Below are 24,832 nucleotides of genomic sequence, written 5' to 3'. Positions count from 1 at the left end.
CTTGTGGTTCTATGGCCTCCATCGAAAAAGGGAGCCTTGCCATGCGCTTCGCCGCAATCGCCTTCGTCGCCCTCGCCTCCACCGCGCTCGTCGCGCAGCAGGCGCCGAAGGGGCCGCCGGGATCGCATAACCCCACCGCGGTGGTGGCCGGCAGCTATGCCGTCGATCCCAACCATACGCTGATCGAATGGACCGTCGATCACCTGGGCTTCACGCCCTATTTCGGGCTGTTCGGCGAGACCACCGGCACGCTGACGCTCGATCCGGCCAAACCCAATGAAGCGAAGGTCGACGTCACGATCCCGGTGAGCAAGGTGCTGACCACCAATCCCGCGCTCACCGCCCACCTGCTCCGCGCGCCGAAGGAAGGCGCGAAGGCCGATTTCTTCGGTCCCGCCCCCGCCGACGCGCATTTCGTCTCCACGAAGGTAACGGCGAGCGGCGAGAACGCGAGGATCGAGGGCAACCTGACGCTCAACGGCGTGACGAAGCCGGTGACGCTCGACGCCCGATTCTACGGCGCGGGCAAGATGGGCGGTAAGGACAATGTCGGCTTCACCGCCATGACCACACTGCGCCGCAGCGAGTTCGGCGTCGCCTACGGCATCCCGATGGTGTCGGACGAGGTGAAGCTGAAGATCAGCGCCGCGTTCGTGAAATAAGGCCCGGCGATGGCGGAAGGGGAAGAGGGCCAGGGCGTCAGCCGGGTGGAGGCTTTCTCCGACGGCGTGATCGCGATCATCATCACGATCATGGTGCTGGAACTGAAGGTGCCGGTTGAGGACGGGATCAGCCACATCCTGTCGATGTGGCACCTGTTCCTCGCCTATGTGCTGAGCTACGTCTATGTCGGCCTCTACTGGGGCAATCATCACCGCCTGCTCGGCCATGCGCGCAGCGTCACCAACGGGCTGATCTGGTCCAATCTGGCGCTGCTGTTCGGCCTCAGCCTCGTGCCGTTCGGCACCGCCTATCTCGGCGAGCATGAATTCAGCCGCACCGCGACGCAGGTCTATCTCGTCACGCTGATCCTGCCCTCGCTCGGCTATGTCTGGCTCCAGAAAGTGATCGCGCGAACCGGCGCGCAGCATGAGCGAGCACGCGACTATCACGTCCAGACGACGCGCAAGGGCTATTTCGCGATGGCGGTCTATATCGGCGGCCTCGCGCTAACCTTCGTCTCGCCGTGGCTGGGGATCGCCTGCGCGGCGCTGGTGGCTTTGTTCTGGATCGTGCCGCAGACGCCGCTCGACCGGCTTTTCGCGCGTCGGGGCTAGACAGCGGCCCCCCTCCGGCGCTACCGGAAGAGGCGATGACGCAGGTGCTCGGCCTTACCCTTCGACTTACGCGCCCTTAGGCGCGAACCTTGCCGCGTGGCCATGCCACGCCGACGCGCCTAAGGGCAGACCGAACCTTTCCCCAGCCCTCCCGATCCGAGAGAGCCGTCATGCTGCGCGATCCTTCCGTAAAATACCGCCCCTTCCCGACCATCGACATCCCCGACCGCACCTGGCCGTCGAAGACGATCACCAAGGCCCCCCGCTGGCTGTCCACCGACATGCGCGACGGCAACCAGGCGCTGATCGACCCGATGGACGCGGAGAAGAAAAGCCGCTTCTTCGACCTGCTGGTGAAGATCGGCATCAAGGAGATCGAGGTCGGCTTCCCCAGCGCGGGGGCGACCGAGTTCGATTTCATCTCCGGCCTGATCGCCGATGGACGCATCCCCGACGACGTGACGGTGCAGGTGCTGACGCAATCGCGCCGCGACCTGATCGAGACGAGCTTCCAGAGCCTGAAGGGCGCGAAGCAGGCGATCGTCCATCTCTACAACGCCGTCTCCCCGGCGTGGCGCAAGATCGTGTTCGGCATGTCGCGCGACGAGATCCGCCAGATCGCGATCGAGGGCGCGAAGGTGCTGCGCGACGAGGCCGCGAAGCAGCCTGACACGAGGTGGATGTTCGAATACAGCCCGGAAACCTTCTCCACCGCCGAGCTGGATTTCTCGGTCGAGGTATGCGCGGCGGTGATGGACGTGCTGCGCCCGACGCCGGACAATCCGATCATCTTCAACCTGCCCGCCACCGTCGAGTGCGCGACGCCCAACGTCTATGCCGACCAGATCGAATGGTTCGGCCGCAACATCCCGAACCGCGACAGCGTGGTGATCTCGCTCCATACGCACAACGATCGCGGCACCGGCGTCGCGGCGGCGGAACTGGGGCTGATGGCGGGCGCCGACCGCGTCGAGGGCTGCCTGCTGGGCAATGGCGAGCGCACCGGCAATTGCGACCTCGTGACCGTCGCGCTCAACATGTACACGCAGGGCGTCGACCCGAAGCTGGACCTGTCCGACATCGACGAGGTGGTGAAGACGGTGGAATATGCCACCAACATCACCGTCCATCCGCGCACGCCCTATGCCGGCGATCTGGTGTTCACCGCTTTCTCCGGCAGCCATCAGGACGCGATCAAGAAGGGTTTCGCAGCACAGTCCGCGCGCAACGACGAATATTGGGAAGTCCCCTATCTGCCGATCGACCCGGCCGATCTCGGCCGCAGCTATGAGGCGGTGATCCGCGTCAATTCGCAATCCGGCAAGGGCGGCGTCGCCTGGGTGCTGGAGCAGGACAAGGGGCTGAAGCTGCCCAAGCGGATGCAGGCCGATTTCAGCCGCATCGTGCAGGCGCTGGCCGACGAGACCAGCCGCGAGTTGAACGCCGCCGACATCTGGGGCGCGTTCGAGCGCACCTATCTGCCCGCCGAGGCCGACCGCTTCGTGCTGCGCGACTATGAGGAGACGGGCGCGGCGGGCGACCGGCGCTTCGTCGGCCGCATCGCCATCGACGGCGAGGAGCGCTCGCTTTCCGGGCGTGGCAACGGCCTGATCTCCGGCGTGATCGCGGCGCTCGCCGAATCGACCGGTCCCGCGCTGGAGGTGGTCGATTACAGCGAGCACGCGATCGGCCACGGCGCGGATGCGCAGGCGGCGACCTATCTCGAATGCCGCGCCACCGACGGGCGTACCGTCTGGGGCGTCGGGATCGACCCGGATATCGCCACCGCCGGCGTCCGCGCGGTGCTGAGCGCGGCGAACCGGGCCTGATCCCTGTCCCTCCGTTCGGGCTGGGCTTGTCGAGGCTCAGCGCGAACGAGGGCGGCGGATTGGTCGCAATCGCAACCGCTTGCCCCGGCCAAGCGCGCGCCTTACGCCTGTGGCCATGACCAACCGCTTTCTCGCCGCCATCTTGGCGCTCGCCCTGCCCTTCCCCGCCCTCGCGCAGCGCGCCGCGCCGCCGGTGCCGGCCCCGGTCGATCCCGCCGTCGCCGCGCTGCGCGACGCCGCGCTCAAGGACGATGTCGCCTATGATATCGTCGAGGGCCTCACCACCGAGGTCGGCCAGCGCCTCGCCGGCACTGAGGCGGAGGCGCGCGCGCGGACCTGGGCGGTCGCGAAGCTCAAGGCGCTCGGCTTCCAGAACGTGCGCAGCGAGCCTTATCGCATGCCGGTGTGGGTGCGCGGCGAGGAACGCGCGGAGATCGTCTCGCCCTTCCCGCAAAAGCTGGTGCTGACCGCGCTCGGCAATTCCGGCGCGACGCCGGACGCCGGCCTCACCGCCGAGGTCGCGGTGTTCAAGACCTTCGGCGAGTTCATGAACGCCCCCGACAGCGCCATCAAGGGCAGGATCGTCTATGTCGGCAACGCAATGGCGCCGACTCAGGACGGATCGAGCTACGGCCAGTCCGGCGTCGCGCGCTTCGTCGGGCCGGGGATCGCGGCGCGCCGGGGGGCGCTGGCGATGGTGATCCGCTCGATCGGCACCGATACGCACCGCACGCCGCATACCGGCGTCACCAACTTCCCGGAAGGAGTGAAGCCGATTCCGGCCGCCGCCCTTTCCGTTCCCGACGCGAAGCTGATCGAGGCGATGGCGGCGCGCGGGAAGCCGCTGACGATGAAGCTGGTGCTCACCCCGCGCCAGATCGGCGAGCGGGAATCGGGCAACGTCATCGCCGAGGTGCCCGGCAGCGACCCCGCCGCCGGCATCGTGCTGGTCGGCGGCCACCTCGATAGCTGGGATCTCGCGACCGGCGCGATCGACGACGCCTCAGGCGTCGCGATCACCGCCGCGGCGGCTAAACGGATCATGGATTCGGGCAGGCGGCCGCGCCGCACGATCCGCGTCGTGTGGTTCGGATCGGAGGAAGTCGGCGGTTTCGGCGCGCGCGACTACGCCCGCCGCCACGGCGCCGAGCGCCATGTCGTCGCGGCGGAGAGCGATCTCGGCGCGGATCGCGTCTGGCGCTTCCAGTCGTCGCTGGAGGGTAGCGCGGCACCCGTCGCCGGTCGCCTCGCCAGCGCGCTCGTTCCGCTCGGCATCGTCCACACCGACGGGGGCGGTGGCGACGGCGCCGATATCGGCCCGATCGTGGCGACCGGTGTCGCGGGAATCGACTTTAACCAATCCGCCCTGCGCTATTTCGACACGCACCACACCGCCGACGACACGCTCGATCGCGTCGATCCCGAAATGCTGCGCCAGAATGTCGCGGCATGGACGACGATGCTGGCGATTGTCGCCGACGCGCCGGAGGAAATTGGTCCGGTGGCGCGCAAATCGCATTGAAAAAAGTCGTTCCGATCACCGCATCCTTCCCTTTTGGTGAATTTCCTCATTGACCCACCGAAACGGTTCGGTATTTCGGTGGTTCGCGACGGCGACAGGGTCGGCCGCGAAGATTGCTATGCTTGGGAGCATCCGAATGAAGAAGTTTGCCTTTATTCTTGCTGCCGCCGGCCTGATGTCCGTTGCGGCCTGCTCGAAGCCGGAGACCCCGGCCGAGAACAACGCCGACGTGCTGGCGGACAACCTCCAGAGCGCCGCGGACAACCTGGACGCGATGGCTGACAACACCTCGAACGCTGTTGCCGCCGACGCGCTCTCGAACGCCGCCGACAACCTCAACGCGACCGCTGACAACGTCAAGGACGCGGCTGCGAACGCGCATTGATATCCTGGCGGTCCTCCGGGTCCGCCAATCGATGCACGGAATCAGGGGCGCCTTCCGCAAGGGAGCGCCCCTTTTTCTTTGACCACGCGCCAAGAGGCCATGTCAGCCCCTTGCACCTGATAACGGCGCTGCTAGTCACAACGCCGCGTGGGCCTGTAGCTCAATGGTTAGAGCTGGCCGCTCATAACGGCTAGGTTGCGGGTTCGAGTCCTGCCGGGCCCACCACCCACCTCGACGAAATCAGGATGCTTCGGCGCTGGCGGCGCCTGGGCGTCGCGCTAGCCAGACAGTCTCCGGCGGTCGGCAAAGCCTGCGGCACGCCAGAAGCCCCGGTGCGCGCTCATCCGCCCAGTTCGTAGTCGCGGTGCGGTTCAGATCACCGACGCGCCGCCATCGACGACGAAATCCGCTCCTGTCACGAATGCGCTCTCGTCAGAAGCGAGGAACAGGGCGCAGGCGGCGACGTCCTCAGGCTCCCCGATGCGGCCAAGCAGGATCTTCGCGGAGGCCCGTTCCTTCCAGTCCGGGTCCGCCATGAGCGGCTCGGTCTGCGCGGAGCGGATGAGGCCCGGTGAGATGCTGTTGGCGCGGATGCGATGCCTGCCGCCCTCGGTGGCATATTGCCGCGTCATCGACGCCACCGCGCCCTTCGCGGCGCAATGCGCGAGCGCCGGCAAGGTGAGCGACCCCTTGCGCGCCGCCATCGATGCCGTGTTGATGATCGACCCGCCGCCCCGCGCGACGAGATGTGGCCATGCCGCGCGGGTGAGGTGGAAGATGATGTCCACCTCCTCCTTCATCGTCCGAGAGAAGGTGTCGTATTCCATGTCCGCTACCCAGGCGAAATAAGCCATGGCGGCGTTGTTGTAGAGGATGTCGAATCCGCCATAATTGTCGAGCGCGAAGGCGATCAGCGCCTCGGCGCCGTCCGCGTTCGACAGGTCGAGCGGGTGCAGCGAAACCATCGTGCCACCGGCCCGTCGGACATCCTCGACGACCTTCTCCCCGCGCGCCGCATCGATATCGCAACCGACGACCTGCGCACCCTCGCGGGCAAAAAGCAGCGCCGCCGCCCGGCCCATGCCGCTTCCCGTGCCGGTGATGATCGCGGTCTTGCCCGTCAGTCGGCCCATGAACCTTCTCCCATTTGCGCGATATCCGGCGGCGTGGCGCACGCCTTATTTGAGCGCCCAGCCCCCATCGACGTTCAGCACCTGGCCGGTGATGAAACGCGCATCGTCCGACGCGAGGAAAGCCACCGCGCCAGCCAGATCACCCACCACGCCCGGCCGCTTGATGCACTGGTGCGGCACGACCATGTCGGTGATGCTCTTGGCCTTCTCGGCGGAAAGCGAGATGCGTCCGGCCCGATCCTGCGGCTGGATCAGGCCCGGTGCGACGGCGTTCACCGTGATGTCGTACGGGCCGAGTTCGCGCGCCAGCGCCCGCGTCAGCCCGACGATCCCGCCCTTCGCGGAGATATAGGGCACCATCTCGGTCGGCAGGCCATAATCGAAGGTCGTGGAGGTGATGTTGACAATCCGGCCGCACCGCGCCGCCTTCATCTGCGGAATGACGGCGCGGCTGCATAGCCAGCTTCCGGTGAGATTCACCGCCAGCGCGCGATTCCATTGCTCGACCGTGAAGGTTTCCGCGCTCTGCACCGGGGCGAACAGACCGCCGGCGTTGTTGACCAGCACCGAAATCTCGCCGAGCGCCGCGCATGCCTCGGCCACGCCGCGCGCGACCGATTCCTCCGACGAGACGTCCATGGCGACGGCGCAGGCCTTTCCCCCCTTGGCCCGGATCGCCGCCGCCACTTCCCCCGCCCCTGCCTCGTTGATATCGGCGATCGCGACGGCCGCCCCCCGCGCCGCGAACGTCTCCGCATAGGCGCGGCCCAGCCATTGCGCCGAGCCGGTTATCAGCGCGACCTTCCCGTCCAGCACTCCGCTTCTCCTCTATGCTCGCGGGGCGTTCCGCTCAGAACTTCACACTCGCCTCGAGCGAGATATTGCGCGGCGGATCGACCCAATAGAGGGCGCGCGCCACATCGGTGACCGGCACAGGCAGCTTGAACGCCCCCGAGGTCGTCAGCTTGTTCGTCAGGTTCGTGCCGACCAGCGCGAGATGCCACCGGCTGTCGGCGGGCGACAGTTCGATCCGGGCGTTCAGCTTGGCGTAGCCCTTCTGCACGCCATAGGTCAGGCTTTGGTCGTCCGAGTTGAAGAATTTGGAACGACCGTCGACGCCGACCGTGGTGCCCAGCTTGAAGTCTCCCGGCAGGTCGATGACATAATGGACCTGCACGTTGCCGCTGAACTTGGAGATGTTCGGCAACGGATAGCCGGCGAGATTGACGGGGGCCGAGGTCGGTCCACAGCCAGGCTGCCTCGCCAGACATTGCGCCCCCGGATAGTCGTCATACTTGACGTCCTGATAGGCACCCGACGCCGTGATGTCGAAATTGGGCGCCGGATACCAGGTGAGCGATCCTTCGATGCCCTTGCCGCTGGCCTTTGCCGCGTTGCCGACCAGATAGGTCTGGAGGTTCGAATTATAGGTGGAGACCTGAAGATCGTCGAACTTGATCTTGTAGATCGCCGCATTCGCCACGAGCCGGCCGTCGAACAGCGTACTCTTCACGCCAAGCTCGAAATTCTGCGACCGTTCCGGGTTGAACATGAAATTCGCGTTGGTCGTCCCATAGGTATTCGAGACGAACCCGCCCGACTTCGATCCCTGACCATAAGTCGCATAGACCATCACGCGTCGCGCGACATCATATTGCAGCGTGACGGAAGGATCGACTTTCCCTTCGCTGAGCGAGCCATCGGCGGTGGTGGTCGGTTTGAACGGGAACGGGCCTGAATCCTGCGTCCCGTAGAAGGAGGCAGATTTTGAGGTGTGCGAATAGCGCAGGCTGCCGATCAGGCGGAATTCGTCCGAGAAATGGACCGATCCCTGCCCGAAGAAGGAATAAGATTCGGCGCGCTGGTGAAAATCGCTGTGCAACAGGAAGTTGCCGATCGACATATTGTATTCGCTACCTTGCCAGACCTCGTATCTGGAATTGTCGTAATACGCGCCGATGATGTAATCGAACATCCCGCCGACCGGGGATTGCAGCCTTATTTCCTGCGAGAATTGATGGAATTTTTCCGGATAGCTGTTGAACACGCTGGCGCTGGTGATGCCGCCGCCCGGAATGGTCTGGTCGAAATTGTTGACGTGCGCGGCCTTGAAATAGGAATAGCCGGTGACCGAGGTAAGCGTGAAATCGCCGAGATGCAGGTTGCCGGTGCCGGCGATGTTCCACGATCTCGTCTCGAAGCCTGCCGGGCCATATACCGAATCATCGATATTGTAGCGGGTCAGGACAGGCTGCTGGTCCGTGGTCAGCGGCCCGGACACCGTGACGTTCCCGAGGCTCTTGGCGTGGCCATATTCGACCTTGGCGACATAATCGAAATTGCCGCCGTCATATTTCAGGCTCAGGCGGACGAGCTGCGACTTGTTCGACGGCTCGCGGCGATCGAACGCGAGGTTCTTCATATAACCATCGTTGTCGACGATCTTGCCGGCCAGACGCGCGCTGAATCCGCCGCCCAGCGGCCCGGACAGATAGCCCGACAATTCATAGCCGTGGAGGCCGAAATTGTAGATCCCGGTCGCACTTCCCTCGAAGGTCGAGGTCGGCTGTGCCGAGATGACGCTGATCGCGCCGGCGGCGGTGTTCTTGCCGAACAAGGCGCCCTGCGGACCGCGCAGCACCTCCACCCGCTCCTGATCGAAGAACGGGAAGGTGAATTGCCGCGACTTGCCCGCATAGACGCCGTCGACATAGAGACTGACCGACTGGTCGAACGCATAATTCTGCGACGGCGAGCCGAAACCGCGCATGTAGATGACCTGGTTTCCGCCGATCTCGCCGACATTCATGTTCGGCACGGCCAGCGCCTTGAAATTGTCGGCGTGGAAGGCGGCGAGGTTCTTGGTCGTCAGCACCTCCATCGAGATCGGCACGTCCTGAAGCCGCTCGGCGCGCTTCTGCGCGGTAACGACGATATCGGGAGCGCCGACCGACTGGGTTTGGCCGCCGGCAGCGGCTTGCGCGCTTCCATCCGAAGTCTGCGCCAAGGCCGGACTCGCCAGGCAAAAAGCCCCTGACGCCACACCGACCAGCAGATGTGCGATCTTTCGTGCCATATCATCCTCCCCGTGCCTGACCCGGCCCTTGTCCGGACCTGTTTGTTGAAACACAGCAGATACTTTGAATACGAAACGATATGGCGCGCGTCAATCATTCGATATCAAATTGTTATGCGCGACCATCCAACAGACGGAATTTCTCATTACGCGTTGAAAAACAACATATTTTATCGCGTCCGGCAGCTAAGACCAGAAGTCATCCCAATGCGCCTGATCGCCGACACTTTCCCAATGATCGGTCAATTTGCCATCCTCGAAGCGCCACAGGCCGAAGCCCCAGGTGTCGAGCCGCTTGCCGTTCCGCTCGGCGGTCATGCGGTGGACGACGAGGCCCCAGGTGTCGTTGGCGAGGAAAGTGTCCTGCAACTCCTCCCGGAACGTATTGCCACACAGCGATTGCATCTTCGCCATATGCGCCTTGAAGGCTTCCGGGCCGACATAGGTGCCGGCGATCAGGTTCTGCCCCGGCGAGTGGACGGTGAAGTCCGGCCGCATGTTCCCGTACAGCGCTTCCCGGTCATGCGCGTAGATCCGCTTCAGCAGGGCGATCGTATCCATGGGAACTCTCCTAATCGGTGAGCGAATTGGCGAGCATCTTCGCGCCGAAGACGTTCGACCATTGCTCCGGCGTCAGATTGGCCTTCCCGCCGGCAACCTGCGAGGGCGCGAGATGCTTCGATCCCTCGATCACCGCCGGCCGCCGCCCGATCACATCGAACCAGCGCAGGATATGCGGATAGTCCGCCACGTCCCAGCCGATCGCCCTGATGCCGCCGATCCACGGCCAGCAGGCAATATCGGCGACGGAATATTCCTCCGCCAGATATTCCGCCTCCCCCAGCCGGCGGTTCATCACCACGAGGAGACGGCGCGCCTCGTTGCCGTAGCGGTCGATCGCATAAGGCACCTCCTCCGGCGCATAACGCAGGAAGTGGTGCGCCTGCCCATGCATCGGGCCGAGCCCGGCCATCTGCCACATCAGCCACTGCTGCGCCTGCGAGCGGCGGTGCGGCGCGATCGGCAGCAGCTTGCCGGTCTTTTCCGCGAGATAGAGCAGGATCGCGCCGGATTCGAACACCGCCAGCAGCTCCCCGCCACCGATCGGATCGTGGTCGACGATCGCGGGCAGCCGGGCGTTGGGATTGATCCGTCGGAACTCACGGGTGAGGTGATCGCCCTTCAATATCTCATAGGGGATGAGGTTGTAGGGCAGCCCTACCTCCTCCAGCATGATGGAAACCTTCCGCCCGTTGGGGGACGGAATGAAATGCAGGTCGATCATGGCGATTACACCCGATTGTCGAGCAGGGGCGCGACCACCGGCCGCGAAACGTCGGCATCGCCGTGCTGGCCCCGGAACGCCTGCGGGACGTTCCCGAGGCCGCCTTCAGCGACCGGCCGATCGTTGCGCCATTCGACCAGGGTCTGTCGCTCGGCGATCTTCCAGCGGCCGCCCCGCCGCTCGAAGCGATCGACGTAGCGCCCGCCGGCGACGCCTTCATATTCTTCGCTGCGGCCGTCCCACAGCCCCGTCGCGGGCGCGCTCGACGGGACGCGGTGATAGGCGGTGACATAGGTTTCGACGTGCGCGACGTCGCCGTCGAAGGCGATCAGCATGTTGCCGGTCTGGTGATGCGTCGGCCCAAGCGCGCCGATGGACTGACGAGCCGTCGCGACCATCTCGTCCCGCGTCCGCACCTTGTCGAGAATCCGGGACGTGGCGTCGTCATGGAAGACGCTCGTCATCAACTCCCATTGCCGTCGATCGACCGCGTGGCAGAAAAGGTTCACCACATCGGCGATCTCGGCGCGCGCGGCGAGCAGGGCGATCTCGTCCGGCTCGACGGCGCCCCTGCCCCACCGTGCGACGACCGGCGCGGAGACGTCGTCGTCACCGAACGCGCCCCGGAATTGCGCCGGCACGCTGGCGAGCGACCCTTCGCGCACCGGGCGATAATGGCGATATTCCGCGGCCGAACGACGCTCGGCGATGCGCCAGCGGCCGACACGCCGCTCGAAGTGGTCGATATAGCGCGCGCCGAACACCGCGTCATAGGCCTCGCCCGTCCCCCCGAATGGGCCGCCCGGCGGCGCGTCGGCAGGCACGCGATGGAAGGCGGTGACATAGGTTTCGACATGGGCGACATCGCCATCCGGCGCGATCTGGATGTTGCCGACCTGATGATGGGTGACGTCGACCGGCTCCAGCAACGCCGCGCCCTGCCTCACGAATTCGCGCCACGATCCGCCGATCACCGACAGATGACAGATCGCATCCTCGTGGAACACGCTGTCCATCAGCCACCATTTGCGGCGATCGGTGGCGTGGCAATAACGGTGGATCACGTCGCTGATCTCGGCCCGCGCCGCCAGCGCGGCCGCATCGTAATTGTCCGGTCGCACGAGCGTCATCGAGCAATCCCTCCTGATCCACCGCCGTCGTCGCATCTCACCGGCGCGACGGCTCGTTGAAAATACTTCTATATCGAAGCATTTCCCGGATCAAGCCGGACGAAAATTCAGCTCGAAAGATCGTCCGCCAGATTCTCGGTGACCTGCGCCAGCAGCGTGCGCAGCATCGCGACCTTCGCCTCGCTCATCCCGCGCACCGCCAGTTCGTTGACCTCGGCGATGTGCGGCAGCAGCTCGGCTTCGAGCGCCCTGGCCTTGGGCGTCAGATAGACGTGGATGCGGCGGCGATCGGACGAACTGCGCTCGCGACGCACGAAGCCGGCCCTCTCCAACCCTTCGATCGCGATCACGGCGGCCGGCTCGAGGATGCCGACGCGGCGGCTGAGCTCCCGCTGCGTCAGCCCCTCCTCGGCCCACAAGGCGCGCAGGAACCGCCATTGCCCGGCGGAAACGCCATAGGGCAAGGTGCGCCGTTCGAGCGACCGGGTGAAGGATCGAAAGGCCATGCGGGTCAGAAAGCCGAGGCTGTTCGACGTCGTCGCGTAGAAATCGATCGGCGGCGGTTTGCGGGCCAAGGCGAACTCCCCATGCTTTCAGTTCGCGGCTGGTTAGCCCGCCTTTCGCATCACGCAAAGGCGAATGACGGAAAGCGGCACCGCGAGCAGGGAAAGCCGTGTCGTTCAGCCGACCTTTTCCGCGCTGTCGGAGGCGAAGCCGCTGGTCAATTCGCCGAAGCCCTCGCCGGAGCGCAGCGCGGTCCAGCGCACCGGTCGCCCGCCCGCGTCGCGCGCCAGCGTCGGGATGCGCGAGACGCGGATGCCGCCGCGCGGCACCTCCGGATCGTAAAGGTCGCGCGGCTTGCCGGCGAGGATGCGGCCGAGGCTGTCATCGCCATCGGTCATCGTCCCCTTGCGCAGCACGAAGCCGTTGGCGGCGCCGGCCGTCGGCACCGGGACCATCGGGATCCAGTGGCGCGGGACCTCCGTCTCCAGCGTGTAGCGCAACTCGGCGCGCGGATCCGGCGCTGGATAGTCGGGCGCGGGGCGCCGCTCGTCCTGCCGGCTGCGCGTCAGGCCGGAGGAATCCTCCACCGTCGTCTCCACCGCCCAGACCATGTTGGCGGTCTCGTCGCGCAGGAACAGCACCGTCTCGCGCGGCGGCCCTTCCAGCGCGCCGCGCGCCCCGCCGATCGTGAGCAGGCCGCGCGCGGTATCCGTGCCGCCCGCGACGTTCGGCTCGAACAGGCAGAAGCGCGCATCGGCCGGCCCGGTGCCGGCGCGCGATATCTCCGTCCTGACGCCGAACGTGTCGACCACCGACAGCGAAGTGATCGTAGTGAAGGCCGATGCCGGCACCTCGACCGGGGCGGTGAACCAGTCGCAGCCATAGACCGTGGCGAACTCGATCAGGCACAGCCGCGCCGGATCGTTGACCTGCACCGACATCGCCCCGAAATTGACGCGCCCGTCCTCGAACTCCCAGAAGCGATCGGCCGCCATGCCGGCGAAGCGCAGCGGCGACACCAGCGCGGCCGGCGGCGCGCCATCTCCGGCAGGCGCGGCGTCGGGCGGCACGATCGGGAAGCTGGGATCGCCGCCGCCGCTCATCGTCGCGCGGGGCATCTGATCGAGCGCATACCAGTCGACATCGCCGCCAAGGTGCATCGGCGCGGCGAACACCTTCTGCCCGCGCCCGGCATCGGTCGCGACCGAGAAATGATATTCGAGCCGCATCGGATCCCAGCAACCCCCGCCGGCGCTGGGCGAGACGGCGGCGCGATACCAGCCGAGCCAGTCCTGCGCGGCGATCTTGGCGGCGGCGCTGCCGGGCGCGAGCCAGTCGGGCGTCCCCGCCTCCAGATCGCTCGCGACCGCCTCCGCATCCGCCGCGCCGCGCAGCATCACCGCCAGCGCCGGGCGCGGCAGATCGCCGGTCGCGCCAGCCGCGAAGGGATAGCCCGCGCGCAGCGTCGTGGCGACATCCAGTCCGGCCTCCGCCAGCGCGGCGATCAGCGCCGCACCCGCCTCGGCGCGCTGGCGGCTGCCCGCCGGCGCGGGCGGCTCCGCCTCGATCAGCCGGTCGAGCGTCGCGCGGCTGCCGATCGGCTGGCCGGCGAGCGCGCCCTGCCCATTCGGCACGCCGGGAGTGAACAGGGCGATCGGCGCGCTGGCCGTTTCGATCGTCACCGCGAGCGGGGTGCCGGCATCCTCGCCGGCGAACTCCCCCACCTGCCATTGCCGCAGCAGCGCCCACAAAGGATCATGCATCGCCGCCGCGACCCCGGCGACGGGATCGCCGGTCACCGATTGCGGCTCCAGCCGCGAGAATGCGGGCGGCCGGACGAACAATCCGCTGTTGACCAGGGCCGCCGCGAGGGGCCGGGCTTCGGCGACGATCATCTCAATTGTCCTTCACGAAACGAAGCGAATAGAGCGACTTGTCGGCCATCACCGCCGCGAGCGGGAATTTCGAGAAGTCGATCACATCCTCGCCGCGCAGCGACCAGCTCTGCTGATAGAGCACCGGCAGGATGCGCGCGGGATAGGGTTGCCGCTCCAGCGTCACGCCGCGCACCCGCGCCAGATCGGCGGTGTCGCGCAGCGTCGCCAGCAACGAGTCGGTCGTCCAGTTCCTGTCGTCCGGCGCGATCGCCAGCAGCCACGCCTGCGGCGGCCGGGCATTGGGCGACGGCGCGTTGAAGGCGATGCCGGTGGTGTTGGTGTCGCCGCCCGGCAGCCGCTCGACGAAGTGATCCAGCACCAGACAGGTCGCCGGCTGCAACGGCTCGCTCCAGCCGACCGATTCGATCACGAACGCCCCGGCGAGATGCTCGACCGCGCTCGTGCCGATCCATTCCGTGGGGGCAGGCCAGTCGCGCTCCGCCACCTGCATCGCCGACAGCGCCGGCACGGTCCCCAGTGCGTCGGCGAGCAGCAGAGTGTCGCCGTAGCGCGCCACCGCGCCGCGCACCGATCCGGTATCCGCGACCCAGCGGCGGAGCCCTCCCGCGCTCGCCAGCGTGGCGCGGCCGGGCAAGGCGGTATCCCATTCGTCGGCCGCCCCATCCGTCACCACGCTGATCGCTGGGATGATCCAGAAGCCGTCGCCGAACAGCTCGACCGCGATCTTCGCGATACGATCCGCGTCCATCGCGCCGGTCGCGGCGAACAGGGCGTCGGCGCGGGCGAGCCGCTGCCCCGCCATCTCCACCGCGAGGCCGGCGATATCGGTGCCGGTGCTGCCCGCCGGGGAGATGATCCCGAAATCGGCGAGCGCGAGCAATGCCGCACGCAACGCATCCGGCTCGACCGGATCGTGGCCCAGCGCGGTGGCGAGCGTGTCACGACGCGCGGCAAGCTCGTTGCGCGCCGCCTTGGCGCGGTTGACCGCATCGGCCAGCACCGCCGCGCTGAACTCGCGGCGCGGCGGCGGGGGCGGACCATCGGCGGGCGCGAGCGGCGGCGCGCACAGGTCGTTGGGCAGCGCCAGCGCCGCGCCCGCCAGCACGGTGCGCAACGATGCCGCCGCCAGCGCCACATCGCGCCACGCGCGCTTGCCGGCCGGCGCCGTTTCGGCCAGCGCCGCATCGGCCGGCAGACCAAGCCGCGCGCGCACCAGCATGTCGAGCGCGGCCGGATCGGCGCTGCCATAAACGATATCGAGCGCGGCGAGGCCGGCATCCGCCAGCGTGCGATCCGGGCCGGTCGCGACGACGATCGAGTCCGCCGTGCCCAGCCGCGACGCCGCCCAACGCTCCAGCGCCGGCTCGGCCAGTGCGCGCGGTTGCTGCGTACCCCAGCCATCGCCGCCCTGCACCACCAGCATCAGCCGGTGCGTGACGATGCCGCCCGTCGCGGGCGTGGCGACGAAATCCGGCACGGGCACCGGCGAATCGCCGTTCGCCGTCGCGTCGATCGCCGCCGCCGCGCGTGACATGTTGCCCTGCGCGAGATGATGGACCGATTCCGCCAGCAGCACGTCGCTCGCCGCGTCGAGCGAGGCGGCGGCGGCAGCGATGATCGCCTGAAGCGCTGTCTTGTCATCGGCGCTCAGCGGTTGCCAGCTTGCCGCATCGACATAGGGATTGTCCGCCGGCACGGCGCTGGCGGCATCGGCGACCGCGTTGAAATCGGCCTTCGCCTTCTCGACCAGCGCCACACCGTCGACGACATTGGCGATGGCGAGATGCGTCGCGATATCGGCCGGTGGCGGGCTGCCGGCATCGACCAGTTGCCCGGCGGCGAGCGGCGCGAGCTTGCGCAGGTTGAGCACGATCCGGTCCAGCCCGGCATTTTGCAGGCCGCGCTCGATGCGATAGCCGATCGCGGCGGCCAGCCCCTGCCCTTCACGCACCGCGTCCAAAAGGTCCATCGCGTCGCGCACTCGCGCGCTCGACAGGTCGATCGCGAAGGCGCCGTCGGACGCCGCGTCCCCGTCCTTGTTGTGCGCGAGGTAGGCGCTGCGCAGGATGCCGGCGGTGACCGCCTGCCCCATGCTTGGCGCGTGAAGATAGCCGCTCTCCGGCTCGTTGAGCCGATCGATGTTCTGCACCCAGCCGAACGCGCCGATCTGGATGCCGGCCGGCGTTCTGCTCCGCAGCACACGGCGGCGCGCGTCGACCAGCGCCGTCACCCAGGCGTCGATGCGGTGCGAGGCGGTGTCGAGCGCCTCGGCGAAGACGATGCGCCGCCGGTCGAGCGACGGCTCGGCGGCGAGGACGCCCAGCGCATCGATCAGTTCCGCCTTGACGCCCTGCCCGATGAACCATTCGGAAAGCGCGAAGCGGCCGAACTCGGTGCGCGCGGCGGCGCTGGTGCTGGAGGCGGCGAGCGCGGAGAAGCTGGTGCGCGTCGCCAGTTCCGGCTGGTAGCTGGCGAGGCTCACACCCTCCATCGCCAGCGGCGCAAGCTGGTCGGCGGCGGCGAACAATGTCGTCGCGCTCGCCCCGCCGGCGGTCGGCGCGGTATCCCGCACCACCTTTTGCTGCGCGGCGGAGACACCGGCGACATTGGTGAGGATCGAGCCGATCAGCTCCGCCGTTCCGTTGCGATCGACCCGCCCGCCGACCTGCGACCACGCGAGTTGCGCCATCGCCTGCAACACGCTCTTGATCTCCAGCTTGCGGTGCGCCGGATCGGCGAGCGCGGCCAGCGCTTCATTGTCGCTCTCATGCGCATAGGGCAGCCCGACCGGGCGGGATTCGCCCAGCACGGCGGCGGGCATGAAGTCGATCATCAGGTTGCCGCCGCTCGGGATCATCAGCGCGGTGAGCACCGCCGCCAGCTCCGCCTCGGTGTCGACCGCACCGGTCACCGCGCCGAACGCCTTGCCGATATCGGTGCCGGCCGCCTCGCGGGCGCGCACGCCGAGCGACACCGGGCTCATGCCGAGCAGGCCTTGCATCGTCGCGTCGTCCACGCCCTGCCCCGGATTGATGTGCGGCACCGCGCCGGCGGCGGCGCTCCACATCGCGCGGGCGTTGCGGATCAGGCCAAGAGCACGCGACAGGAAGGGATCGCTCTCCACCCATTTGTCCGCCGTCGCGCCGACCGGCAGCACGCCATAGGGCTGCTTGCCGATGCGGATCGCCGGCAACGACCCGCGCCCGCGCACCATGTCGCGATGCATGCGCCGCAGCCGCTCACGATCGCGCTCGCTGATCGCGCCGACCGCATCGTCGGCGATCGTCGTGAAGGTATCGAGGAACACGTCATAGGCGGCGTGCCACACGATGATGTTCGCGGCGCGCGCCAGCGCATCCTCGTCCAGCGCCGCATCATCCGCCCCGGCGAAGGCGCTTCCCGCGATGCCCAGCGCCGAGGCGAGCGCCGCGCCGTTGCCGCTTTCCGGCAGCGTCGCCGCGCCGTCGAGCGTCGGGCCGGACTCGTCCCCCGCGCTGTCCCAGCCAGCGCGCTGGTCGTCGAGATTGTTGGTCGGCGTCCCCTGCTCGACGAAGCCGAGGCCGACCGAATGGCGATGCGCGGAGAGCAGGTCGTCGAGCGACGCCGCCCCCGCCTTCGGATCGAGCGAGCGGCGCACCCCGAACACGTAGAGATCCTCGACCGGCCGGCTGGTCGGCAAGGCGATGGTCAGCGCCATGCCGGCCTCCACCGCCGCCTCGAAATCGACGATCCACTTGCTCGCGGGCGATACCTTCACGCCGTTGACGTCGATCAGGTCATCCTCATTCTCGTCAGGCAGGAACACGCCCATTTCCGGATCACCGGCGATCGGCTTGCCGGTGGCGCGATATTCCTTGCCGCCCTGCCGCGCGACCGCGACGAAGCAATCGGGCAGCAGGCGCGCGGTGACGCTGTCGCTGGCCGGGGCGGCGGGATCGGCGAAATCCGGCGCGCCATGCGGCGCATCCCCGGTGTTGGCGGGCCGCGTCGCCTCCGCCACCCAGCCGGCGCGGCGGCCGACCGCCATCTTCAGGTTGGTCCACGGTGCGCTTCCCGCGTCGCCGGGCCAAAGGGCGGCCCAATAGGCGCGCCCGGCGGCAAGCTCCTTGTCGCTCAAGGCGCGGCGCAGCGCATCGACATGGACGGTATCCGGGAACACGCGGACTTGCAGCACCGCGCCGGCGGCGCCCGCCGGGGGCTTGGCGAACCGCGTCTCGATCCGCACCGGCAGCATCAGCAGCGGGATCGTGCCGGCGCAGGCGCACGGATCGAGCGCGCGCGGCCGGATCAGGTCGCCGAGCTTGCGCTGCGCATCGATGATCGCGGCCTGCGCGTCGGCCAGCCTCCGCTGCGCCGTCGCCCGCGCGCGGGCCTGCGAAGCCGGGGTCACATCCGCGCCGCCGCGATCGAGATTGGCGAGCGTCCGTCGCGCGAGCGCCGCCGCGTCGCGCTGCGCCTGCAACGTCGCGCTGAGCTTCGCCGCGTCGGCCTGAAGGGCTTTGAGGTCTGGATCGACAGGCATGTCAATGGTCCTGCGGCATCATCGCCTTCGCCTCGAATGCGGCGCGGGCGGGATTCTGGAGAAGGATGCGGGCGACATCGGCGCTGGTCGGCGCCCATTTGAAATTGCCGTCGTCCCTGGTGGTGACGGTCGCGCCGTTGCCGGCCCCGTTGAGGAAGCCGCCGAGCATCGGAAGCTGCGCCCATTTCACATCGTCGATCGAGACGGTCGACGCGCCGCCCAACGCGGGCAGCACGGACGGCGGCGTGCCGGCGGCGAGATCGAGGCCGAAGCGCGGCGCGCCGGGATGCTCGGCGAGCAGGAACCACCAATTGCCGTTGTCGATGTCGCTGCGCCTGAGGTCGAAGCCGACGAGGATCGTATCGGTGTTCAGCGCGGCGTGGAACAGGATCGATCCGGTGCCGCTGGTCGGCGGATCGGAGAATGCCCCGCTGGCGGCGTTGCGCCGCACCGCGACGAACATCGCCTCCGGGTGGCGCTTCACCACCGCGCCGCGCAGCAGCATCACCACGCGCGGCTCCGTCCCGCCGACGAGATGGCTCCCGAGCGGCCCGGCGGCGAAGCGCGCGATCTGCTGCTTGAGGTCGTCGGACTCTTCGCTCCACATCCGCCAGAAACAGGTGCCGCGCTGGTCGGTCGGGAAGCCGCGCCACAGCAATTCGCGCCCCATCTCGTCCGACAGGCCGACGAGATAGGCTTCGGAAAAGCGCGGGTTGTCGAACAGCAGGGTGACGAAATCGGTTTCGTCGACCAGCCCGAGATTGGGGATCAGCCAGTCCTGGTCCCAATCGGCCAGCGCGCCCCACATCGGCCGGTCGAAGCGCGGGGCGGCCATGATCGGGCGGATGCGCAGATCGTCGAACCAGCCCAGCGGCAGCCAGTCCGGCAACACCTTGAGCCGCGCCATGACGGCCTTGCGCGCCGCCGGCCCCGGATCGAGCGCCTTGAGCAAGGTGCCGCGATCGACCGACGGCGCGGCGAGCGACGGGGTGCCCGGTATCGCGCGGACGCCGATGCCGGCGACGAGCGCCGCCACCCCGTCCGCCATCGCCGCGTTGGTCAGCAGCCTGGGCGTCAGCTTGCCGGGCAGGTCGATATGGCCGAGATCGCGATATCGGTCGATCCCGGCGAGATTGATGGTGGTCGCGGTCGCCGTGGTGGCGGCCACCGTCTGGGTGACGCCCGGCGCCCGCACCGGCGTCGTCATCGTCCGCACGATCGGCGCGAGCGCCGGCTTGTTGAGTTGCACGATCGGGATGGAGGCCTTGCCGAGCGTGCGATCGAGCAGGGCGATCTGCCTCTCCGCCAGCGTGGCGAGTGACGGGGCCTGCCGCGCCAGCACGGCATATTGCGCGCCCAGCGCCTCGACGCGGCCGGGGCTGAGCGAGGCGAGCTTCCTCGTCGCGGCGTCCAGCACCGCCAGCTTCCGCTTCTGGAGCACGGTCGCGGCGTCGCTGCTGGCGGCGGCGAGCACCTTCCATTGCGCGCGCGGCGTGGCGATCTGGGCGGCAAGGCCCGGCGCCTTGCCGAACCGCTGCACCAGCGTCCTGGCCGCCACGCCGGGATCGACGCCCAGCGTCTTGCCCAGCCGGTCGGTGGGCAATGTCGCGGCGATCCCGGCATCGATCGGGCCGAGCGCTGCGGGCGCGGCATAATCGACGCGCATGTCGCGCAGCTTCGCCGTCTCGGTCGGGCCGCTGGCGATCATCGCGGCGATCGCGTTGCGCCGGTCGAGCGTCACGCCCTTGATCGCGCCGCGCACCGGCGGGCCGGAGACGATTGCGCGGCGGAACGCCATGCCGGCGGCGGTCTGCGGCAGCGCGCTGGCGGCGATGTTCGCCCATACCGTCTGCGCGCCGGCCGGCATCGCGATCTTGCCGTGCACCGCCCGCGTCGTCGCGGTGAGCGAGGCCATCGGCAGCCTGGCGAGCGTCTTGCTCACCAGCGCCTCCGCCACGTAGCGCGACAGCCGGATGCGGTCGATCGCGGCATTGGCCTCGCGGATCTTGCCGACCTGCAACCACGCCGCCTGCATCAACTTGTCCTGATCGTTCTGCACCACGCGCGTTCCCAGCCCGGCGACGATGCGGTCGAGCGGGCGCAGGTTGAGCGCGGTGAACCAGTCCGATTGCGGGGAGATGGTCGCGGGATCGCCGGGAACGGTGGTGCTGCCGCGCTGGAACCGCGCGTAGAGGCGCGGGCCGACGCGCGGCAGGTTGGGATCGTCGTGATCGACCTCGATCCGCTCGCGCAGCGCCACGGTGCGCGCGGCGCTCCATTCGGCGACGGGGAGCGCGTCGTTGCCGGTCGGCGCGAACGGCGAGGTGAGCGCGCAATCGAGATATTGCACTCCGCCCGGCGCGGTCGTGCCATCGCTCACCCCGCCACGCGGCGTGCGCAGGTCGATCGCGCGGCGACCGATCCGCCACGGCGCGTCGACCGGCACGAGCCGCCGCGCCAGCGCCTCGAAATCGTAGCTTTCGCCGATCGCGAAGCGCCAGCTCGCATAGACCGGCAACGTGATCTCGGCATTGGGATTGGTGGTGGTCCATGCCGGATCGAGCGTACCGCCGCCCAGCCCCAGCCCCGCCTTCACCCCGCAATCATAGGTCGGGACGACGCAGGCGACATAGCTGGTGTGGACGTTCAGCCGGCGCGGGCAGATCAGCCGCGACAGGTTCGCGTCGGCATGGTCGTCGCCCATGCGGCCCGCGATATCGTCGCGGTCGGCGCTCGCGCCGAGCACCTGCGCATGCGCCCAGGCCCAGGCGTCGTCCAGCCCCTGCAACTCGCCGCGCAGCGTGGTGAGCCGATCCGGCAGCCCGCCGGTGCCGCTCGACAATCCGGCGTTGGCGGCGTCGCACACGACCAGCGCGATCCACGGCTTCAGCCGGTCGCCGGCCGGTTCGGGCGAGTGCAGCCACGGCAGGTCGGGGCGGTTGAACTCGATCAGCGCCAGCGAGCTGTCGTCGCCCAGCGCGACGTTCGGCGCGGGGAAGCGCCGCACGATCTGCGCCTGGTCGATGCCGATCACGTCGCCCGGCCCGCGCAGCGTCAGCGTGCGCGACACGGTCTGCGTCTGCACCGGATAGGGCGGCGTGGCGGGCGGCGGCGTGCCGGTGACGTCGAAGCTCACCGGCACCGCCGCGCGCAGGTTGACCGGCGGCCCCTTGATCGCGGCGGCCAGCCCGTTGCGCACCCATGAGACGAGGCTGTAGCTGCCGAGATCGACATGCTCCGGCACGAACGGCGCCCCGGCGAACACCGCCGTCGGCAGGTCGGCGCGATAGCCGGCGAAGGTCTTGAGGCTCTGTGTCATGCGGCCAGTCCCAGGCTGACGACCTGCATCTCCTGACCAGTGGCGGCGAGGAGATCGGCCTCGGTGGTGGTCATCGCGACGCCGGCGGCGGCGTGCGCGGTGACGAGTGGAACGACGGTCTTCATGCCCGGATCGGCCATTTCGACCGGGCCGGGGCGCGGCGGGGCATAGGGGTTGCCCGACACGCGCCGCTGCCGCGCGACCGCGCCGGCGGCGAGCACCATGCGGTTGAGGTCGCTCGGCAGCGCCCATTTCCCGCGCACCGGCGCCTCGCCGCGCTCCTGCGGGAAGAAGGTGTCCCATTCCAGCGTCGCGCTGGCGTTGGCCCCCAGCGCGGTGCCGGCGACGGGGGAGATCTGGATGCCCGCGACATGATCCTCGAAATCGGGCTTCGAGGCTTTCTCGTCCTGCGTCATCTCGCGGAACTGGCCCATCGCGAACGGCGCGTTGATCTGCGAGAAGGCGGGCGCGGCGGCCCCGTTGATCTTCGGATTGGCGAAATTGAACTGCTTGATCGTGCTCGCATAAGAGCCGAGGCGGCTGATATCGACATCGAACGGCACAAGCTGCTGCTTCGCCTCGATCAGCGAGAAGGGTTGGAGCAATCGCGCCAGATCGGCGTCGCTGCCGTCGCTCGCCGCCGGGCGCAGGATCGTCACCGCATCGCTCACCGCCGGGGGCAGCGCGATCCATGCGGCATCGTCGTTCAGCGCCTTGAGCGCCTCCGCCATCGAATCGACCAGCGGCAGGACGGAGGTGTCGCGATCACCCCATTCGATCGGGCCGACCGGGAAATCGACGTCCCAGAACAGGAACGAGACGCTCGCCGATCCCTCGACATGCCACGGCGCGGTGCCGGAGATGGTGCCGCGGAACGCCGCGCCGGCGATCGAATGGCCGAACGCCTTGATCGCGACCGATGCGTTGAACTCGACGATGAAGGCGAAGCGCGGGGAAAAGACGAACATCGCGTCGATCGACAGATGCGCCTCGCCCGACGCCGGCCCGACCTTCGCCGACAGATCGACCACGCCGCCGAATTGCACGCTGTTGCCGGTCACCGCGATATAACCGGTCACCGACAGCGACAGCCATTTGACCGGCGGCGCGAGCTTGATCGACAGCCGCTGCAACCCCGCCAGCTTCGGCGGATATTTATAGGTCGGGAAGAATCCGCCGGCCGAGAAGGCGAAGGCGCTGTCCGATGCCCAGCGGATCAGCAGCGCGAGATCGCCGCTCACCGCGAGCCCGGCGATCTTGGAATTGCGGAGCGTCGCCTTCAGGAAGAACTCGTCCGGCTCGATCGCGGCGAACAGGTCGATGTTCAGCTCGACCACGCGCGGCGACTTGTCGACGATCTTGGGCGGCACCATCACCTGCAACGATCCGAGGATCGTCACCGTCGGATCGGGCAGCGCGATCAGCACGCCGACACGCGCCTCCACCAGCCCCGATTTCGCCCCCCAGCCCAATTGCACGATCGGCCCGACGACGAACGCGCCGGCCTGCGGCGGGAAGATATCGGACAATTGGTTGAGGATCGTCGGCGCGGAGGAGACGGGGTCGTCCGGCAGCAGGATGTTCGATACCGCGCCGTCCTTCAGCTTGCTGGAAAGCTGGTCGATATCCAGCCGCCGGTCCGACGCGACCAGCCCGCCCACCGCGTCGAGCGTGAAGCCGAAGCCGAGCTGGATGCCGGGCGACGGGAAGCGCACGCCCAGCACCACCAGCAGCGCCATCGTATCCGGCTGCAACAGCCCGACCGCCGTGATGCCGACCTTGGCGAAGGTCAGTTGCAGCGTGCCGCCATATTCGTTCTTGACCGGATCGTGCCGCACATAGCCGCCGCCCACCACCGGCCCGGCGGAGAGGCGCAGGCCCAGCCCGTCCGGCATCTTCGGTTGCACCTGATAATCGCCGCCGTCGCCGGAGATCAGCGAGACGCCGCCGCCTTCGCAGACGAACGACAGCACCGATCCGAACTTGCCGGCGATCACCGTGGTGAAGTCGATCTGCGCCGGCGCGTCCTTCTTGTCGGCGTTGGGGCTGGAGATGGCGAACTCGCGCAATTCGATGATCGGGAAGGAGAAGCGCACCGGCAGCACCACGCGCTGCGTCTTGCCCGAGCCGAGCGAGAAGCCCTGATCGCTGTCGAGCTGGATCGCCACCGCATCGGTGGTATCGGCGGTAGGCGCCTCGCCGGGGATGATCTTGCTCATCGTCGGATCGCCGCGCAGCCCGGCCTTGATCTTGGAGACGAGCGCGATGCCGACCAGCACCGGCGGCTTGAACTGGATGAACCCCTCGATCTCCGCCCCGTCGAAATTGACCGGGCCGATGCCGTGCGCGCCGGTCGCGGCGAGGTGGACCTTGAGCCACCCCGCCGCCAGATCGAGCTCCAGCGCGTGCCACAGGCCGGAACTCGCGTTCTGGATGTCGAGGATCGTGACGCACAATTTGTCGAAATTGCCCGGTACATTGCCGGCGAGGTCGCGCAGGCCGTCAGCCCACGGCTCCATGTTCGAGTTGACGCGGTTCTCGACGTCCGTGACGCCGTTCGCGACCTTGGTGGCGATCTTGCCGATCGCGTCGGTGCCGGCCGAGACGAAATCGCCTACCGCCTGCCCGACCGCCTTGGCCTCCGACAGCCCGAAATCGGCCACGGCGAGCTTGGCGGAGATGGTGGTGATGGCGGTGTGCTGCTTGCCGATCGCGGTGGTGATCGCGTCCCACAAGGTCTTGTTATCGCCGGTCAGGCCGGTGCCGCTGCCCAGCGCGTCGCGCAACGTCTGGAGCGCGGGCTTATCCTCCGGCTGCGCGCCGTTGATGAGCGATGCGAGCAGCGCCGGTGGCGAAGCGAAGCTGGTGGAAAGCAGCGAATTGCCGCGTGCTTCGAGAAATTCTCCACAGCCGCGCAGCAAGCGCGTCCAGACATTGGCCATACGAGTCACC

General features: G+C 68.1%; 16 protein-coding genes and 1 tRNA gene. 6 read left to right on the top strand and 11 right to left on the bottom strand.

Translation table 11 applies throughout. The features are described from left to right. Window positions 1–41: 41 nt before the first annotated feature. The 6 genes from F9288_RS11025 to F9288_RS11000 all read left to right on the top strand — a co-directional run bounded on the left by F9288_RS11025 (window position 42) and on the right by F9288_RS11000 (window position 5,238). A complete protein-coding gene (locus tag F9288_RS11025; protein ID WP_174836805.1) occupies window positions 42–662 on the top strand; it encodes a YceI family protein in 621 nt (206 codons plus the stop codon). Between the two features lie 9 nt (window positions 663–671). Continuing rightward, window positions 672–1,277, top strand: coding sequence for a TMEM175 family protein (locus F9288_RS11020; RefSeq protein WP_174836804.1), 606 nt, complete (start codon window positions 672–674; stop codon window positions 1,275–1,277). A 170-nt stretch (window positions 1,278–1,447) separates the two neighbouring features. Further along, window positions 1,448–3,106, top strand: coding sequence for a 2-isopropylmalate synthase (gene leuA / locus F9288_RS11015; protein WP_174836802.1), 1,659 nt, complete (start codon window positions 1,448–1,450; stop codon window positions 3,104–3,106). Between the two features lie 115 nt (window positions 3,107–3,221). Beyond that, window positions 3,222–4,628, top strand: coding sequence for a M20/M25/M40 family metallo-hydrolase (locus F9288_RS11010; RefSeq protein WP_174836800.1), 1,407 nt, complete (start codon window positions 3,222–3,224; stop codon window positions 4,626–4,628). A 136-nt stretch (window positions 4,629–4,764) separates the two neighbouring features. Continuing rightward, window positions 4,765–5,013 (top strand): hypothetical protein, encoded by a 249-nt coding sequence (locus F9288_RS11005; protein WP_174836798.1) that lies wholly within the window; start codon window positions 4,765–4,767, stop codon window positions 5,011–5,013. Between the two features lie 149 nt (window positions 5,014–5,162). Next, window positions 5,163–5,238, top strand: a tRNA-Ile gene (locus F9288_RS11000). A 146-nt stretch (window positions 5,239–5,384) separates the two neighbouring features. Here the strand turns inward: F9288_RS11000 and F9288_RS10995 are convergent. The 11 genes from F9288_RS10995 to F9288_RS10945 all read right to left on the bottom strand — a co-directional run bounded on the left by F9288_RS10995 (window position 5,385) and on the right by F9288_RS10945 (window position 24,822). Continuing rightward, window positions 5,385–6,146, bottom strand: a complete 762-nt coding sequence (locus F9288_RS10995; protein WP_174836797.1) for an SDR family NAD(P)-dependent oxidoreductase — start codon at window positions 6,144–6,146, stop codon at window positions 5,385–5,387. Window positions 6,147–6,191: 45 nt separating this feature from the next. Next, window positions 6,192–6,962, bottom strand: coding sequence for an SDR family NAD(P)-dependent oxidoreductase (locus F9288_RS10990; RefSeq protein WP_174836796.1), 771 nt, complete (start codon window positions 6,960–6,962; stop codon window positions 6,192–6,194). Between the two features lie 34 nt (window positions 6,963–6,996). Continuing rightward, window positions 6,997–9,153: a TonB-dependent receptor gene (locus F9288_RS10985; RefSeq protein ID WP_174836794.1), complete on the bottom strand. Its 2,157-nt coding sequence runs from the start codon at window positions 9,151–9,153 to the stop codon at window positions 6,997–6,999. 255 nt (window positions 9,154–9,408) lie between these two features. Further along, a complete protein-coding gene (locus tag F9288_RS10980) occupies window positions 9,409–9,783 on the bottom strand; it encodes a nuclear transport factor 2 family protein (protein WP_174836792.1) in 375 nt (124 codons plus the stop codon). 10 nt (window positions 9,784–9,793) lie between these two features. Then, a complete protein-coding gene (locus F9288_RS10975) occupies window positions 9,794–10,507 on the bottom strand; it encodes a glutathione S-transferase N-terminal domain-containing protein (RefSeq protein ID WP_174836790.1) in 714 nt (237 codons plus the stop codon). Window positions 10,508–10,512: 5 nt separating this feature from the next. Beyond that, window positions 10,513–11,637: a nuclear transport factor 2 family protein gene (locus F9288_RS10970; RefSeq protein WP_174836789.1), complete on the bottom strand. Its 1,125-nt coding sequence runs from the start codon at window positions 11,635–11,637 to the stop codon at window positions 10,513–10,515. 107 nt (window positions 11,638–11,744) lie between these two features. Beyond that, a complete protein-coding gene (locus F9288_RS10965; protein WP_254620837.1) occupies window positions 11,745–12,212 on the bottom strand; it encodes a MarR family winged helix-turn-helix transcriptional regulator in 468 nt (155 codons plus the stop codon). A gap of 105 nt (window positions 12,213–12,317) precedes the next feature. Next, the gene (locus F9288_RS10960; protein ID WP_174836787.1) at window positions 12,318–14,036 is read right to left on the bottom strand and encodes a hypothetical protein; all 1,719 of its coding nucleotides are present in this window, start codon (window positions 14,034–14,036) and stop codon (window positions 12,318–12,320) included. Window position 14,037: 1 nt separating this feature from the next. Next, a complete protein-coding gene (locus F9288_RS10955) occupies window positions 14,038–18,561 on the bottom strand; it encodes a hypothetical protein (RefSeq protein ID WP_174836785.1) in 4,524 nt (1,507 codons plus the stop codon). Between the two features lies 1 nt (window position 18,562). Next, window positions 18,563–21,880: a hypothetical protein gene (locus tag F9288_RS10950; protein ID WP_174836784.1), complete on the bottom strand. Its 3,318-nt coding sequence runs from the start codon at window positions 21,878–21,880 to the stop codon at window positions 18,563–18,565. Continuing rightward, entirely contained in the window at window positions 21,877–24,822 is a 2,946-nt protein-coding gene (locus F9288_RS10945) for a DUF6603 domain-containing protein (protein ID WP_174836782.1), read from the bottom strand. Before F9288_RS10945 ends, F9288_RS10950 begins: the two co-directional genes overlap by 4 nt. Between the last annotated feature and the right edge of the window lie 10 nt (window positions 24,823–24,832).

This window comes from Sphingomonas sp. CL5.1 (assembly GCF_013344685.1).
GTDB lineage: Bacteria > Pseudomonadota > Alphaproteobacteria > Sphingomonadales > Sphingomonadaceae > Sphingomonas.
This window is presented reverse-complemented; position numbering and strand designations above follow the sequence as displayed.